The 17,571-nt window shown below is 42.9% G+C and carries 7 protein-coding genes and 1 pseudogene; 6 read left to right on the plus strand and 2 right to left on the minus strand.

Features of this window, described 5'->3' with window-relative positions; translation table 11 throughout:
- Positions 1–126: 126 nt before the first annotated feature.
- Together AB9N12_RS09385 and AB9N12_RS09390 are read right to left on the minus strand one after the other, a co-directional pair.
- A pseudogene (locus AB9N12_RS09385) lies at positions 127–4,090 on the minus strand (two-component regulator propeller domain-containing protein).
- Between the two features lie 170 nt (positions 4,091–4,260).
- Positions 4,261–6,765, minus strand: a complete 2,505-nt coding sequence (locus tag AB9N12_RS09390) for a family 20 glycosylhydrolase (RefSeq protein WP_369891613.1) — start codon at positions 6,763–6,765, stop codon at positions 4,261–4,263.
- Positions 6,766–7,044: 279 nt separating this feature from the next.
- Here AB9N12_RS09390 and AB9N12_RS09395 point away from each other — a divergent pair, with 279 nt between their 5' ends.
- The 6 genes from AB9N12_RS09395 to AB9N12_RS09420 all read left to right on the plus strand — a co-directional run bounded on the left by AB9N12_RS09395 (position 7,045) and on the right by AB9N12_RS09420 (position 17,564).
- Positions 7,045–8,454: an IPT/TIG domain-containing protein gene (locus tag AB9N12_RS09395; protein WP_369891615.1), complete on the plus strand. Its 1,410-nt coding sequence runs from the start codon at positions 7,045–7,047 to the stop codon at positions 8,452–8,454.
- A 23-nt stretch (positions 8,455–8,477) separates the two neighbouring features.
- Entirely contained in the window at positions 8,478–11,588 is a 3,111-nt protein-coding gene (locus tag AB9N12_RS09400) for a SusC/RagA family TonB-linked outer membrane protein (RefSeq protein ID WP_369891617.1), read from the plus strand.
- A gap of 22 nt (positions 11,589–11,610) precedes the next feature.
- Positions 11,611–13,644 (plus strand): RagB/SusD family nutrient uptake outer membrane protein, encoded by a 2,034-nt coding sequence (locus AB9N12_RS09405; protein WP_369891619.1) that lies wholly within the window; start codon positions 11,611–11,613, stop codon positions 13,642–13,644.
- Between the two features lie 25 nt (positions 13,645–13,669).
- The gene (locus tag AB9N12_RS09410; RefSeq protein ID WP_369891621.1) at positions 13,670–14,677 is read left to right on the plus strand and encodes a DUF4973 domain-containing protein; all 1,008 of its coding nucleotides are present in this window, start codon (positions 13,670–13,672) and stop codon (positions 14,675–14,677) included.
- Positions 14,678–14,699: 22 nt separating this feature from the next.
- Positions 14,700–16,658 carry a glycoside hydrolase family 97 protein gene (locus tag AB9N12_RS09415; RefSeq protein WP_369891623.1) on the plus strand — a complete coding sequence of 653 codons (1,959 nt, stop codon included), beginning with the start codon at positions 14,700–14,702 and terminating at the stop codon, positions 16,656–16,658.
- 75 nt (positions 16,659–16,733) lie between these two features.
- A complete protein-coding gene (locus AB9N12_RS09420; RefSeq protein ID WP_369891625.1) occupies positions 16,734–17,564 on the plus strand; it encodes a fimbrillin family protein in 831 nt (276 codons plus the stop codon).
- The last annotated feature ends 7 nt before the right edge of the window (positions 17,565–17,571 follow it).

The following is a 17,571-nucleotide window of genomic DNA, read 5'->3' on the forward strand; positions in this document are numbered from 1 at the left end:
AAGGTTCGATTCCTCCAAATAGTATAGGGATAAAATTACAGGAAACTTTATAATGTATTCATTTATAATATCCTTCGCTTTAATAAAGTATCTGGCGTGTTAGGTCTGAAAATGTTCTGTAGAATGTTAATGAGATAAAACTTCTTTTGTTTTTGTGTAATCTTTGGGTAATACACCGAATTTCTGTTTAAAACATTTGGCGAAGTAAGAAGAACTGGTAAACCCTAATTGCAAGGCAACTTCATTGATGCGCATTCCTTCGGATAGATATTGGGCAGCCATGTTCAGACGATAATTCAACACATAAGTATTGGGTGTCATACCGGTGACAGCCTTGACTTTCCGATGGAAATTGCTACGGCTCATATTGATTTTTTCTGCCAGATTATTTACAGAATAATCAATGTCGCCCAATTGTTCCGCCAATATCTCATCCAGAGTTTTAATAAAGTCCATATCCTTTGAGGAAAGTGCATATTTTCCCGGCTCAGACATACTGTCGTTTGTCTTTGGAAAAGTGCTAAGTAAGCGATGGAAAGCCAGTCGTAATGTCATCAGATTCTCAATTTGTTTATGTATCTGTTTGATTGAGAATGGCTTTTCCATGTATACGTTTGCTCCGTTTTCCAATCCTTCTATTTTGGCGGACAATGTAGTCTTGGCTGTGAGCAGGATGACCGGTATGTGAGAATATTCAATGTTTGATTTTATCTGATGACATAATTCTATACCGTCCATTTCTGGCATCATGACGTCACTGATAATCATGTCGATATTCTCTTCCGCCAATAATTCCAGGGCTTTCCGACCATTTTCGGCACATCTTACATGGTACCATTGTTGTAAGGAATTACGTGTCATATTCAACAAATCCGGATTGTCTTCCACTAATAAGAGTGTAATCTTTTCCTTTTCTATATCTACTTCCTTGTTTGTTTCCATTTCGCAACTATCTTCTTTATGTGTCGAGTTTTCATTCACGGTATCGGTCATGTTTACTCTTGGAAGAGACAGGATAAAGGATGAGCCACCGGAAGGAATGTCTCGTAGTGACAATGTCCCTTTGTGGGCTTCAGCCAATATTTTGGAGAAAGCCAGTCCGATACCTGTTCCTTTGCCGGAAGAAGCATCCGGTACTTGATAGAATAATTGGAAGATTTTCTCCTGCTGGTCTTTGGGTACACCACATCCGTCATCGTTTACCAAAATCGTGATTGTGTCCTCCGCAGTCTCCAATTTTAATTCTATGTGTGACTGGGCATATTTTATTGCATTTCCTAACAAATTGACTATGACGGTTCTTATTTTGTCAATATCGATAGAAATATATATATCTTCTGTCGGGAGAACGATTGACAGTTCAATATCCTTCAATGCCGCAATATGATTGAATTGTTCATAGATGGAGGCAAGTTGGAGATTCAGATGGCAAGGTTTGGGATTCAATTGCACTCCATTACTTTCTATTTTTTGAAAGTCGAGGAGCTGGTTGGTGATATTCAACAGATAATTTACATTCTTATCGATCATCGACACATATTCATCCTCCCTCTTATTTTCTCGTAATTTCTCCAGTGGCAGGCAAATCAGAGTGAGCGGCGTACGTATTTCATGTACGAGGTTGACGAAGAAGTTGACTTTTAGTTTATAAGTCTCCTTTTCTTTGGCAAAGTTGAATTCTTCCATCCGCCGTTTGTACTTGCGTTTGACATATAGATTCCAGCGATATCCTGAGTAGATAATGATACTTGTCAGGAGTAATGAATAGGCTATGTATGCCCAAGAGCTTTGCCACCATGGCGGTGTGATTACAATCTTCAGCATCGTAGTTTCCCGGTTCCACTCTCCATCGTTATTCGAACCGTTTAGCATAAATGTGTATTCACCGGGAGGTAGATGATTGTAAGATACAGAGTTGGTAGTTGTGTTCCGAATCCATGTCGGGTCTATCCCTTTCAGCATATAGTTGTATTGGTTTCTTTGTGACTCTCCGTAACTCAGGGCTGCAAAGTCAAGGGTGAAACTATTCTTTTGATAGGGTAATCTGATTTCTTTTTTCAGGTAGAGAAGTTCTTCATGTGTGTTTGCCGCTTTCTGAGAGGTATTCTCGTCATTGGAATAGGGGAAATGGATGTCAGTCACATATACTTGCGGGACATACGTGTTTTTTGTTATCTGTTCGGGAATGAAAGCATTGAAACCATTGTTGCCACCGAAATACAACTTGCCGTCTGATGTTAATAAAGAAGCACCGGCAATGAATTGATTGCTCAGCAAACCGTCATTGATGGTAAATAAGCGTGCATCGTTTGTTTTCCGGTCGATTTTATACAATCCCTTGTCTGTCGAAATCCAAAAGTTACCGTTCCGGTCTTCTTCGATGGAATAGATGGTCACATTCTGTAATTGCCTGTTTTCGGGGCAGTTGTTGACAAAACGTTTCTGTTCCGGAGAGAAATAACATAGTCCGTTTCCATTGGTTCCCAGCCACATCACCCCTTTACTGTCTTCGAACAAGGTGGTTATAGTATTGTCGGGCATTGTCGAGGAGTTACCTCCTTGTTCATAGTGTTTCCATTGTTCGTTTGGATGATAGCAGAAAGCTCCCAAGTTGGAAGTGGCAATCCATAGGTTTCTGCCGGAATCTTCATGTATATTGGTGACGGGAGTCATTGCTCCTACGTATATATTCACAAGGAAATTGTCCTGTTCCTCATTGTAGGTGCAAAGTCCCATGCTGGTTCCTATGTAAATGTTTCCTTTATGGTCTTTGCCGATTGACATCACATTGTTGCTTGGCAATGTTTTAATCATACGGTTGGAATGGGTGTAATTTTTGCTAATTCCGGTTTCCAGATCATATCTGAACAATCCGTTTTCATGTGTGCCAATCCAAAGCTGCTTACCATCCAGATGTAAAGCACTGATGTTGTATTTTCTTTCAGTATACGGAGATAACACACATTCCGTCATTCTTTGTGTCTGCGGTCGGTAGAGCCATAATCCGTGTTGGGTGCCTATATACACCTCTCCATTCTCTTTTTCGCAAAAAGTGTTGACACCTTGAGCGATTTTCTGTATCAGGGGGATGGTGTGATGTTCAAACCTTCGTAATTGCCGCGGCATGTAATTCACCCCTCCGTTTGTTGCCAGCCAAAGAGTCCCTTCGGCATCCAGCATCATTGCGTTTACTACCGGATTACTCATGGCATATTCGCCTGTAGTTTCTACTTTCTTCCATTCTTTGTTTTGCCTGCCGAAGAGGAAAAGCCCCTCATTCGTGCCTATCAATAGTTGCTCGCTGTCATATTCTATCATGCAGAGGATAGAGACGGAGGGAAGGAAGCGGATAACTGTTTACCATTTTTTCTTTTTCGGAATAACACTCCAGTGTATTTTCAGTACTGAACCAAATGCCTTCGGAGGTACTTAACAGACCATTTACTTTTTTCTTTTCTTCTGCTTTATCCGTAAGTGTGGAAAGGGTAGATATAAAATAGCCCATTTGGTCGAATACAAATATTCCTTTATTGATAGAAGATATATAGATACGTCCGTCCACCCCTTGACAGATATCTTTAGCAAATGAATTCTGTAGGATATTTTGTCGTAGGACGCTTGTTTGCGGGTTGTATACAAATATCCCTTGTCCCAAGGTGGCAATCCAAATCAATCCATTGTCCGACTTCCATATTTCGGTCACTTCACAACTGACAAATACATCGTATCGTGTTTTCTTGTCGAAAAAAGAGAAATCATCTGTAGAACGGTGATAGATATACACACCATTATTGGTGCCTATCCATATGTCCTGATTATCTTCCATCAGAGAAGATACAAAGTTATTCCCCAATGATTGGGAAACTCCTTCCACATGTCGATACACCCGACTCGTATATCCGTTATAGCAATTCAGACCGTTGCTTGTCCCTATCCAGATAAAACCGTAAGAATCCTGAAGAATAGACCAGACCGTGTTGTGTGATAGCCCATCGGATACTTGATACTTTTTGAAAGGAAAAATGACGGAGGCTGACAGAGGTCCTGCAAAAAGAATGATATAAAAGAAAAAAATAAATATGCTTTTCATGATATTTTCAATTCTACATTGTTTCAGATATTCTAAACGAAATCATCATGGAACAAAGATATATATTTTCCGGTAACATGCAATAATGTGGCTTTTGAAAGTTGAGGCGAGGGTGCGTCAAAACACCCTCTTCCTGCTTTTGGTTATCCTTAATCTTGTTTTACCGAAAACTATTTTTCTAACACTGCTGTCATACTTTCTTTGCCCAAGTAAAAAAGTTTGGCTTTGATCGCTTCCGTTTGGCAGTCTACGGGAGTTTCCCATAGTGGAGAATCTTTCGTCGGTTCCGTTCCGTCCGTAGTATACCGTATCTGTCCTTCATGAATGGAAGTGTTGGCATATAGCTTTCCGTCTTTCAGACATAGTCCCGGATATGGTAAACGGAAGTGGATATTGTTTTGAGCCCAATGGGGCATCTCTTTTCGGCTGATTTTCCGATAGAATTGTATCAAATCCTGCTCGTATGCTTGTGCTTCTGTGTTTCCTGATAAGCTTTCCCAAACCGGATGTGCATTCCAGCCACGTTCTGCCAGTCCCATTATTTTAGGAAATGTATAATATTCTACTTGTTGGTAATTCCGGATGGTTTCTGTAAATAGTTGTGCTTGTACGCCTTTGATTCGTTGTTTTCCCGATGCGGTCAGGACGGTTTTACCGATTTCCATGGAATCGGGCGACACTGGATGTCCTGCCATTGTGGTACGTGAAGAGCGGTATACCCGATACGGCAGCATGGAGAAGGATTTGGATTCGTCTACATATCCTGCCCAAAAGTGTCCCGGTTCGTCAGTATGAGGGTCGTAAGCCAGATCCAGATAGAAGTTGTTCACGTTGCAAAGAATCACCGGATAGCCGTTGTTGGCTATTTGATAAGAAATCTCGTCTGTTCCCCATTCGGCAACCGTGCTCCAGCAATAGATGCCACCGACCCGCGGAGTGAGAGTGGCATGCGTTTCCGTACGATGCCCTAATGCAGCTTCCTGCCAACCGCCGAATGAAATACCCTGTTGTTGCAGGCATTCGGATACACGGGTGATGAAATATTCCGCCAAGTCGTGTGTCCGTGACATTCCTTTCTCCTTCATCAGCTGCATGCATAGGGGGGAACCGGTCCAGGCCCCTTCCGCAACTTCGTCACCGCCGACATGAATCATTGTCAGAGGGACACCTGCTTCGCGATACATCTCTTTTATTTCCCGTACCACCTTTTCTATAAAACGGTAGGTGGAAGGCATTGCCACGTTCATAACATTGTCCGTATACCATTGTGCGGAGATATATCGGGAACTATCCTGCGGGTCATGTAGCATATATTCGGCAGCCTTTTCCGGGTTCGAACCGATGTATTTTTCATGCCGTGCCTTCATGGCTGTGATGGCCGCCCGTGCGTGTCCCGGCGACTCTATTTCCGGAATTACCTGTACATGTCGTTCGGCAGCATAACGCAACAGGTCGATGAATTCGGCACGACTGTAGAAGCCGTTTCCCGATGTAGGGGCATTCGGATCGTATCCGTTTTCATAAGCAGGATACAGGTATTCGGCTTCATCCGTAGTGTGTCCGCGGCGTGCTCCTACCGAAGTAAGTTCTTCCAGCCCGGGTATCTCCAGACGCCAGCCTTCGTCGTCCGAGAAATGGAAATGAAATGTGTTAAGTTTATAAGATGCAGTGATGTCTATCAACTTCTTCAGGTTCTCTACTGTGGTGAAGTTCCGGACGATATCGAGCATTTGTCCGCGGTACAAGAGGTCGGGATAGTCACGGACAGATACAGCTTGCAGTCGCAATGTCTCTACCTGTCCTTTCAACATTGCCAGCAGGGTCTGTGTTCCGTTGAAGATGCCATGCGATGTCCTGCCTTTCACGATTGCTTGGCGGTTGTTGATGTCCAGTTCGTAGTACTCATCGTTTGGCACTTCTTTGTCTTCGGGAAGATATTCCAATAGGATGCTTTCCTCTGCTTCCGTTACTACTTCCACTCCGTATGTATTTTCCAGTTTTTCTTTCAGCAATTTTCCCTCATTGGCAAAGTCTTTGTGGAATGACAGGGCAATCTTGCTTCCGATAAGCATCTCACCTTCGGCAGGTATTGCTTGTTTCACTGCCGGTAAGATATCAACGGGACGTAATTCCCGTAAAGGGTACTGTTGCAAACGTGCATTTGTTTCATAAAGCCGATGCAGGAAGGCGGTTTGTGCCTTGGTTGGAGCCAGCGGTATGATGCGCAGCTCCACCGGTAACGGCTGTCCCTTTCCCGCACCCGACTGGCTTATCCAATAGCTACCTTCGGGAGCATGTGAGGTTTTGGGCACTTCACCGTCGCATTGGAATGTTACCCGCATCGAATCACCCGGAGCCAGTGAAGTGAATTCTGCGGTTGGATATATCTTGTGATAGGTGCCGCTAATCCATTCTACTTTTACCTTCGGTGATGTTTCTTGTTGTATATGGTGGGGGAGTTGTGCATAATAAATCACCCAGTCTTTACCGACCGGAGCGCCCGAAAGATTTTTCAATATAAAGGAGTTTTCGTACGTTCCTTCTTCGGGATGGATTTCGCCCATTTCCCAAGTCAGCGATAAAGGAGCGCTTGTTTCCTTGGCGGACTTGCATCCGCTTGTCCATATTAGCAATAGGAGCAAGAATCCTACTACATAAAGTTTTTGTTTCTTCATATATCTGTGCATATTTATATACTTCGCGTTTGATTGTTGCAAATAACCGAAGTTTTGTGAGAAATTCAGGCTAATATTTTGCATGAAAAAGATAAAATCCTGCCAAACATAGGTTTAGTACAGTATTGCGAAAACAATTTAATATCTTTTTGCTTGGATTATGAGAATGGTAGAATTTTAGCTTTTTATTGTAAAATAATGTTCTAATTCTTTATTTAAATTGCCTTAATTTGCAAACACGGAAGATCATATTTATTAATCTTTTTAATTTTTTATTTTATGAATAAACACCTAATTGCAGTGTTGATTTGCTGCTTATTCTTTATTGGTTGTAAGGATAATAAGGTTGATACTACTCAGTATGATCCATCTCAACCAATAGTGTTTACGGATTTCACTCCTAAAAGTGGAGGGATGCGAACCCGCTTGTATATTGAAGGTAGTAATTTTGGCAGTGACCCTGCTAAAGTTCACATTACGATTGGCGGAGAAAAAGCCAAAACTATCGGTGTGGATGGAACAAATATTTATTGTATGGTTCCTCCCAAGGCTTTTGATGGCAAAATTAATGTTCGTGTAGACGGACCGGACGGGAATGTTGTTACAGACTATACATTCGAAAAGGAATTCGAATATACTCCTGCAACAATTATAGGTACTATGTTGCGTAGGGTGGACGAAGATGGAAATTCTCCCTGGCAGGAAGGCTCGTTTGACGAAGGTGCCTCTGTTCCATCCAACGACTGTATGGTGTTCGACCCGAAGTATAAAGAGGGGGATGACAGGTTGCTTTTTTCTGCCAACTGGACGAATGGTCTTCATTTGGTAAACCTGACACAACGGACCGTGAAACGCCTCTTCCCACGTACAGGATATAATAAGATGTATTCTTTTACCTTTACAATAGAAGGAGATACATTGTTGTTTACCGATGACCATGGTTATGACGGTACTACTCGGGCAAACATTTATTATGCTCTCCGTCGTGAAAATTTTCGACGGATTCGTCCCTATAATTATGGAAGGACATCTTATAGTGTGATATGTATGAATGACGGAACTGTCTTTTATAGTGTTTGGTGGAATGGAAAAGTCTACAAAATGGTACGTAACGGAGGTATTCCTAATGTGGACAGTAATGCAGAAGAACAATTCAGTTTAAGTGCGATATCGAATGTGGAAGGCTCACATTCGATATTAATAAAACACCCGTCCGATAAATTTATATATATGATTTCCAACGATGTTGGTGCTGTTATCAGATCGGATTATAATAAAGAAACTAAAAAATTGGGTAGTCCTAGTATTGTTGCCGGAATGATTGAGGAGAAAGGTTGTCAGGAAGGGGTTCAAACCAGTGCCCGGTTCAATACTTTGTGGAACGGTGTGTTTGTTAAGAATAAAGATTATGGTGAAGGAGTGGGACCTGACAAGGACCAATACGATTTCTATGTATGTGATAAAGAAAATCATTGCATCTGGAAAATCGACCCGTTCGGGATAGCCACTATTATAGCCGGGCGGAGCAACAGAAATGCCGATGGTAAAGTCAATGGCTATGTAGATGGTGCTCCGTTGCACGAAGCGCGTTTTGATGGTCCCGCCGGTCTGGCTTACGACCCTATAGACGAAATCTTCTACATTGGAGATATTAACAATAAAGCTATTCGTTATATGACAACGGAATAATACTATTTTAAGCACAAATGAGTATGAGAAATATAATCTTATTATTTTTATTGATAGTAGGTTGTGCTACTTCAGTCTACTCTCAGAACGAGCAAACTTCGTATGAAGTGACGGGTATTGTCACGGATGTAAATAAAGGGCCTTTGGTCGGTGTAAACGTAACAGCGAAGAACATTCCGGGATTTGGTACGGTAACGGACATAAACGGGCGTTATAGAATAAAAGTCCCTCACTATTCTTTTTTGATATTTTCTTATGTAGGCTTTGAAAAGCAGGAAGTTTTTGTGAAAGAAGAAAAAAATATCAATGTGATTATGCAAGAGTCGAAAGAAACCGTTTACGATGATGTCGTTATCACAGGAACAGGTGTTCAGAAGAAAGTGACCATGACGGGTGCCGTTACTACGGTCGATGTGTCTCAACTGCGTACTCCTACTGCAAGTATCACGAATGCCCTTGCTGGTAACGTGGCGGGGGTGATGGCGCGTCAGACTTCCGGACAACCGGGCGACAATATTTCTGAGTTCTGGATTCGTGGTATCTCCACTTTTGGTGCCGGAGGAGGTGCATTGGTGCTGGTGGATGGTTTTGAACGTAATATGAACGAAATCAATGTGGAAGACATTCAAGATTTCTCTGTGTTGAAAGATGCTTCAGCGACTGCCATTTACGGTTCACGAGGTGCAAATGGTGTAGTTCTGATTACTACTAAACGTGGTAAAGAAGGAAAACTTCGTGTCAATGCCAAATTGGAAAGCTCTTATAATATGCGTACCATGACTCCTGAATTTGTGGATGGACCCACATATGCACGTTTAACGAATGAAGCTTTGCTTGCCCGCAACCAATCTCCAGCTTATACCGACAGCGATTTGTTGTTGTTTGAGAATGGTTTGGATCAAGACCTGTTCCCCAATGTGAATTGGATGGATATGATATTGAAAAAGGGGGCTCCCACTTATCGTGCCACTATCGACTTGACGGGTGGCGGTACCATAGCACGATACTTCATTTCTGCCAGTTATGTAAATGAAGGAGGTATGTATGAGACCGATCGTGCAATGAAGGACTATAACACCAATGCCAACTATCATCGCTGGAATTACCGTATGAATATAGACATCGATTTGACAAAAACAACGTTGATAAAACTTGGTGTTGCAGGTTCCTTGGACAAACAGAATTTGCCGGGTGCCCAGTATCATGAAATCTGGAAGTCATTAATGGGATACAATCCGGTTGCTTCACCGGTGCAGTATAGTGACGGCAAATGGGCGGCAGTCGGTAATTCGGGAAAAAGAAATCCGTGGGTACTGACTACTCAGCAAGGGTATCAGGAAACATGGAAAAACAAGATACAGACTACAGTGAATCTTGAACAGGATTTGAAGTTTATCACACCGGGATTGAAGTTTTACGGACGTTTCGGTTTCGATACCTATACGGAGAATGTTGATAACCGTTACAAATGGCCGGAAAGTTGGTTGGCAGAACGTCAGCGCACTTCCGACGGAGAACTCCAGTTCAGAAGAATAGAACAGGAAAGACTGATGTCCGGAACGATGTATTCGACCGGAAAACGGTATGAGAATCTGGAAGCAGAACTGCACTACAATCGCACATTCGGCGACCACATGGTAGGAGCTGTTATGAAGTACTCGCAGGATAAGCTTACTAACACATCGCCTAACAATCATACCGCCACGTATGATAAGATTGTGCAGAGTATCCAAAAGCGTCACCAGGGAATTGCAGGACGCTTTACCTACGGATGGAAATATCGCTACTTTTTCGACTTTAATTTTGGTTACAACGGTTCTGAGAACTTCGCCACAGGTCATCAATTCGGATTCTTCCCGGCCTATTCCGTTGCATGGAATATTGCAGAAGAACCCATCGTGAAGAAACACCTCAAATGGTTGAATATGTTTAAACTGCGTTACTCTTACGGTAAGGTGGGTAATGATAAGATTAGTAGTGATGATGTAGAAGATGAGGTGAGGAAGCGTTTCCCTTATATATCGAAATTCAGTGAAGATGATAAAAACTCTTATTTTTATGGTGATATAGGTGCAGGCGGTTATTATTATACCGGATTGACTTATTCGAAAGTGGCAGCAAGAAACATCACCTGGGAGGTGGCGAAGAAGCATGACCTTGGACTCGACTTCTCTATGTTTGACGATAAGCTGAGTGGTACGATTGACTATTTCCACGAGCAACGTGACGGTATTTATATGCAACGTTGGTATATTCCCCGTATCATAGGTTTGGATCATATTGCAGACCAGCCGTATGCGAATGTGGGTGCTGTGTTGTCTGAAGGGTTTGACGGTAATATTGCTTATGACCAGAAATTGGGAGAGGTAGACTTTACCGTACGCGCCAACCTGACCTATAGCAAGAATAAAATCAAGAATTACGATGAAGAGAACAGCCGTTATCCGTATAAAAAGAATTATGGGTTCCGTGTAGATCAGGCACGCGGTTACATAGCCGAAGGGTTGTTTAAGGACTATGAAGAAATTCGTAACAGAGCTTCACAAGGTTCGAATGTCATGCCGGGAGATATCAAATACAAAGACGTCAATGGTGACGGAAAGATAACAACTGATGACCAAGTGCCTATCGGTGCGACTACTCGTCCTAATATGATTTATGGATTCGGTGTATCTGCACAATGGAAAGGGTTTGATGTGAACGTTCATTTCCAGGGAGCCGGCAAGTCTTCATTCTTTATCGACGGATTTACCGTATATCCGTTTAAAGAAGGTTCTTGGGGTAATATTCTGACAGATGTAGTTGGAAACTACTGGTCATTGGGAGTCAACGAGGATCCGAATGCCAGATATCCGCGTTTGAGTTATGGCGGTAATGAAAACAACTATTGTCCTTCTACTTATTGGTTGCGAAACGGATCATATCTTCGTCTGAAAAACGTGGAATTAGGTTATAATATTCCGAAACGTTTGGTGAACAAGATTCGATTGGATCGTGTGCGTTTGTATCTGATGGGGACAAATCTGTTGACTTTCTCCAGCTTTAAACTTTGGGATCCGGAATTGGGCAGTTCTAACGGGCAGCAATATCCGTTATCCAGAACAGTAACCGTCGGACTTACAATAGGACTCTAAATCAATCATTAAAATAAAAGACATGAAAATAAGTAAATATATTTTAGGGGGAGTAGTGATGCTCGGTTTGGGGCTTACTTCCTGTTCCGATTATCTGAATGTAGATCGCTTTTTCAGAGACCAACAAACTACGGAACGCATTTTCTCGGACAAAGACTATACACTTCGATGGCTGTCATTCTGCTATAGCCGCTTACATGGAGATAACCTGGATGTGGGACACAGTGAAGTATGTCCTTTTAATTTCTCGGACGACCATGTATTTAGTGAATATGGAGACAGGTTTTCGAAGTTCAAGCGTGGCGAATATTTAAATTCCTTAGGTGGGCATAATGCCTGGACATTCTCGTATGAAGGGATTTATCAAGCTTCCATACTGTTGAATGAATTGCATGAGAATAATGACCTTACTCCTGAAGAAGTGACGGACGTAAGAGGGCAAGCTCGTTTTCTACGTGCTTATTTCTACTGGATGCTGTTGAGAAAGTTCGGTCCTGTGCCTATCCTGCCACCGGAAGGAGCCGATTATACCAAATCGTATGACGAACTTTCGTATCCGCGTAACACCTATGAGGAGTGTGTGGAGTTCATTACTTCGGAACTGGAAATTGCAGCTACCGAACTGTTCGAGAAAAGAGATAACATGAATATCGCCCGCCCGACCAAGGGAGCCGCTCTTGCTGTACGTGCTAAAGTTTTCCTTTACGCAGCCAGCCCGTTGGCAAATGGAAACACGGAAATGGCAGACTTTACCAATATGGACGGCAAGAAGTTGATTCCACAAGAATACAAAGAGGAAAAATGGGCGATAGCTGCTGCAGCAGCCAAAGACATGATTGATTATGCGGAAGCGACCGGACTGTATAAATTGTATACTTTTGAAAAACGTTCGGTAAGTATGGATGAGGCTTATCCACCTACTATTGAACCGCCTTACCATAAAGAATACAGCGAACGTCCTTTCCCGGATGGCTGGGCAAATATAGATCCGTTTGAATCATACCGTTCTATTTTTAATGGCGATGTATATGCCGCCGAAAATCCGGAACTGATTTTTTCCCGAATAGCTAATGGTAAAAATAATGGCCTAGGCTCAGACTTTTCAATGGTAAATTTGGTAAAGCACCAGTTACCTAAAACTCTAGGAGGATACAACTGCCACGGGGTGACCTTGAAACAGTGTGAAGCTTATGACATGGCGGACGGTAGGCCGTTTGATAAAAAATATTATGAAGAGTATTATGGCAAATATACGGATGACACGAATCACAAGTACGATCATTTAAGAAATGATGTATGGTTGGGATATGCCGACCGAGAACCTCGTTTCTATGCTTCGGTGGCTTTTAATGGAGCTGTATGGCACGCTTTGAGTGCGAGAGACGAAAACGGAGGAAAAGAACATCGAAATAAGCAAGTCTGGTATTATCGCGGAGAAGATAATGGGCGTGTCAACGGAACCGACCAATGGTGCATTACCGGGTTGGGCGTTATGAAATATGTAAATCCGAATGATGCCGACAGATACGGTGGAGCTATTTATCAGAAAACGGAACCTGCACTTCGTTATGCGGACATATTATTGATGTATGCCGAGGCACTGAACAATATTTCTGAAGGAACGCATTATGTCGTGTCTAAATGGGATGGAAGCGGAACTTACGACATCTATCGTGACAAGGAACAGATGCGCCGTGGGGTGAAACCGGTCCGTATGCGTGCCGGTATGCCCGATTATGAGGAGGATGTCTATGCGGATCCGAAGAAATTCTTTGAAAGAATCGTTCATGAACGTCAGATTGAATTCTTTGCGGAATCTCAGCGTTACTATGATCTGCGCCGTTGGAAAATAGTAGAGGAACACGAAGGTGAGCAAATCTATGGATGCAACACGCTGATGGACAAAGCAAACAGAGATATGTTTTATGTGCCGGTCAGAGTAAGCGACTTACAGTCTTCTTTCTCTCGCAAACAGTACTTCTGGCCTGTGAGCTATGATGAACTGAAACGGAACAAGAATCTGACACAAGCTCCGGGATGGCAGTATTATGATTAGTGTTAATGTTGTAAAACTAAAGATTATGAGAAAATTATATATTTCAGTACTAATAGTAGGTGCTTGTGCAATGTTCGCAGCATGTAATGACGAGTGGAAAGACGAACTTTACGAGAAAATGATTTCTTTCAAGGCACCTGTGGGAGATAATGGCTTGAACGAGATTTATATACGTTATCAGCCGGATGGAAGTGGAATATACCGGTTACCGGTCATTGTCAGCGGTTCGCAGAAAAATGACCGGGATATCCAGGTGAAGATAAGAGTGGATGAGGATACGCTCCATATACTTAATAAGGAAAGATTCCCGGTCAATCGCGAGGACCTTTGGTATAAACCTCTTAAGCAACAATATTATTCTTTTGAATCGGACATGTGCAATATTCCGGCGGGAAGGGATATCGAACTTTACCCTATCCACTTCAACCTTACCGGGTTGGAATTGGATGAAAAGTATGTACTCCCGTTGACTGTTGAAGAAGATCCTTCTTATAAGCAAAACACATATAAGGGACGTTATAAGGCACTTTTGGGAATCAACCTGTTCAATGATTATTCCGGTACTTACAATTCAACGATGATGAATGTTTACATAAAGGGTACAACCGATAATCCTGCAAAAATTGACAAACGGGTAGCCCGTGTGTTTGACGAGAATACCATATTCTTCTATGCCGGGTCTATTTGGGCAGAAGATGAGAATCGTTCTCTTTATAAAGTGTTTGTTGAATTTGAAGAAGGTGAGGAGGATGCACGAGGTACTCTTACAGGAAAGCTAAAAGTGTATGGCGATCCCGAAGCGGGCACTGACATTAAGCCAATAGGAGAGTGCAAGTATGAGAAGCGAGTGGTCCAGCATGAAACTCTCAAATATTTGGAACGCCATATCACTACATTGGAGTTGAGCTATACTTATAAGGATATCACTACAAATCCGGATTTCCCGATAACTTATGAAGTGAAAGGCTCTATGACATTAGAACGGCAGATTAACCCGTTAATTCCGGATGAAGATCAGGCTAATCAATGGTAATCTAAGAAAATCCGTTTTTGATATGAAGACAAAGAATACATTCATTTGGGCAACGTTGTTGGTTGCCCAAATAATGGGCAGCACGGTCTACGGTAAAGTACTGGATGTACTCTCTCCTGACAAAAACATCAAAGTCAGTATTGAGTTGAAGGATAAAATTTACTATTCCGTTTTCTTTCATGATGACGTGCTGTTAAACAAGTGCACGTTGGGCATGACACTCCCCAAAGAAGTGTTGGGAGCGAATCCCGTACTGGAAAATGCGCAGGAAGGCACTGTGGATGAGACTAAGAGACGGGAGATTCCTTTGAAAAATGCGCTGGTGCACAATCATTACAATTATTTGCGCATGGATATGGCAGGAAATTATGCTGTAGAGTTCCGTGTGTTTGACGACGGGGTGGCTTACCGTTTTATTACCGACAGGAAAAAGAAACTGGAAGTCGTTGATGAGGAATTCAACATCAATTTCCCTTCCGATTATCGGGCGTATGTGGGTGAAGCGCATGCTTTCTCCACTTCTTATGAGTCGGTTTATGCCCGTTTGCAAACGGAAAGTTACGGCACGGACGATATCATGACTTACCTGCCGGCGTTGCTTGAGCATCCCGATGGTTATAAAATCCTGATTTCGGAAGCCGACCTGACAGATTATCCTTGTATGTTTTTGAAGAGTACCGGCAATAATGGAATGCGCGCCTTGTTCCCCAAATGCCCCGTTCGGTTTGAGGACGACAATGATTATAAGCTTAAGATTGTGGAAGAAGCCCCGTATATTGCCAAGACATCGGGAGAGAGAAATTTCCCCTGGCGTTTCTTTGTGATAGCGAAACATGCAAAGACATTGGTTGAAAATGAGATGGTATACAAACTTTCCGCTCCCTGCGAACTGGAGGATTACAGTTGGGTGACACCCGGAAAATCAAGTTGGGAATGGTGGAATCCAAGTTTGTATAATGTAGGTTTCCGTGTGGGAAGCAATACGCAGACGTATAAGTATTACGTTGATTTTGCAGCGAATATGGGATTGGAATATATGTTGATGGACGGTGCCTGGATGGCAGCCGCCAGCGACCCATGGACGCCTAATCCGGAAATAAACCTGCCGGAAGTCATTCAGTATGCCATGCAGCGCAATGTGAAAGTCCTGCTGTGGCTGAGCTGGCTTACTGTAGAGAAGCATTTTGACCAAGTGTTTGCCAAATACGCCATGGCGGGCGTATCAGGGTTGAAGATAGACTTCATGGAGCGCAGCGACCAATGGATGGTGAATTTCTATGAGCGGGTGGCTAAAGAAGCTGCTAAGTATAAACTTGTAGTCGATTTTCACGGTTCTTTTAAACCTGCCGGTTTGGAGTGTCGCTATCCCAATGTGCTTTCGTATGAGGCGGTAGTGGGTATGGAGATGGGTAAACGTTGCGATCCTTCCAACAACATCTGGTTGCCTTTCATCCGCAATGCCGTAGGACCGATGGATTTCACTCCGGGAGCGATGTGCAATGTGCATCCGGAGGAGAACAATTTTGATATCTGGACGCATAAGAATGCCGGTGCGTCGGGGACTCGTGCCTATCAGATGGCGCTGTATGTAGTCTTCGAAAGCGGTCTGCAAATGATGTCGGATAGTCCTACGCTGTATTACCGTGAACGCCCTTGTGCGGATTTCATTGCCGACATTCCTGTGATATGGGATGAGACGAGAGTGTTGGAGGCTAAGTTGGGCGAATACGTGGTCGTGGCCCGTCGGAGTGGGAACAAATGGTTCATAGGCGGCATTACGAATGGCGATCCGCGCACTGTTACGGTGGATCTTGATTTCCTGACTCCCAACAAGATTTTTCATCTGACCGGTTTTTCCGATGGCATGAATGCCGATCGTTGGGCGATGGATTATGTCAGGCAGGAGACGGATATATGTTCTACCACGGTGCTGACATTGAGGCTGGCGCGTAATGGAGGGTATGTCGGAATGATTGAATAAGTTGGGCGGATGATTATTTCGCTGATGGATATTGGTTAAGTTTTATTTTTTTATTGTATAATAGCATACATATATATGAGAAAAAGTTTTTTGTTGACAGTATGGTCCATCGGACTGTTTACTGGCTGTTCACAGACAGATGAATGGTCTGTGGATGATTCGGTGATGGATAACCGGCAGATACAACTTTCTGTCGGAGTGGATAACTTGCAGACACGTGCGGGCTATGATGGGAATAATCTGGATGCATTTCAGTTGATTATTGACCATCCGAGCAGTGAGATTTTTAGCTACAACCTTTTGATGCAAAAGACAGGGGATGTATGGAACAGTGCAGATAATGAATCATTGTTTTGGGACCCTAATGAATCGGCAATGCCTGTATGCGCTTTTGCTCCTGCCCAAAGCGGAGCAAGCCTGACAGGAAGTCTTGCAATAAATGTTCCGGTAGACCAAAGTACGGAAGCTAAATTGAAAAGTGCAGACTTTTTGTTGACAAAGAAAATGGTCAATTTCCTGGAAATCGGAGGTAAATTGGATATTACGTTGAAGCATAAACTGTGCAAACTGCTTATCCACGTTGTGGATGGCGGAGCTGAGGTGAAAGATTTGAAAGTAGTCGGTGCCATTTTGCAAGGAACCTGCGACCTGACTCTGGAAGCCCCCGTTGTAACGCCTGCTGCCACTGCCGGAACGGCTTCCGTTACGCCATTAAAGAATAATGCTGATAATACTTATGAATGTATTCTGTTGCCGCAAGATGCCGGAAAGCTGGTTGTTGCTTTTACTATTGGCGATGCATTTTACGAATGGAAATTCAAACAAGCTCAACTGGCTGAAGGTACCTGTTATGAATTGACTATCAATGTAGCCACTTCCGAAACGCAGCTAAAGGCTTTTAACTAATTGTCAA

Origin of the sequence: Bacteroides sp. AN502(2024), assembly GCF_041227145.1 — a bacterium.
Taxonomy (GTDB): domain Bacteria; phylum Bacteroidota; class Bacteroidia; order Bacteroidales; family Bacteroidaceae; genus Bacteroides.

What these genes read in the sequence shown, in the direction of transcription:
- AB9N12_RS09390 (WP_369891613.1), bottom strand. Translation starts at nt 6,765, where the DNA reads ATGAAGAAACAAAAACTTTATGTAGTAGGATTCTTGCTCCTATTGCTA.
- AB9N12_RS09395 (WP_369891615.1), top strand. Translation starts at nt 7,045, where the DNA reads ATGAATAAACACCTAATTGCAGTGTTGATTTGCTGCTTATTCTTTATT.
- AB9N12_RS09400 (WP_369891617.1), top strand. Translation starts at nt 8,478, where the DNA reads ATGAGAAATATAATCTTATTATTTTTATTGATAGTAGGTTGTGCTACT.
- AB9N12_RS09405 (WP_369891619.1), top strand. Translation starts at nt 11,611, where the DNA reads ATGAAAATAAGTAAATATATTTTAGGGGGAGTAGTGATGCTCGGTTTG.
- AB9N12_RS09410 (WP_369891621.1), top strand. Translation starts at nt 13,670, where the DNA reads ATGAGAAAATTATATATTTCAGTACTAATAGTAGGTGCTTGTGCAATG.
- AB9N12_RS09415 (WP_369891623.1), top strand. Translation starts at nt 14,700, where the DNA reads ATGAAGACAAAGAATACATTCATTTGGGCAACGTTGTTGGTTGCCCAA.
- AB9N12_RS09420 (WP_369891625.1), top strand. Translation starts at nt 16,734, where the DNA reads ATGAGAAAAAGTTTTTTGTTGACAGTATGGTCCATCGGACTGTTTACT.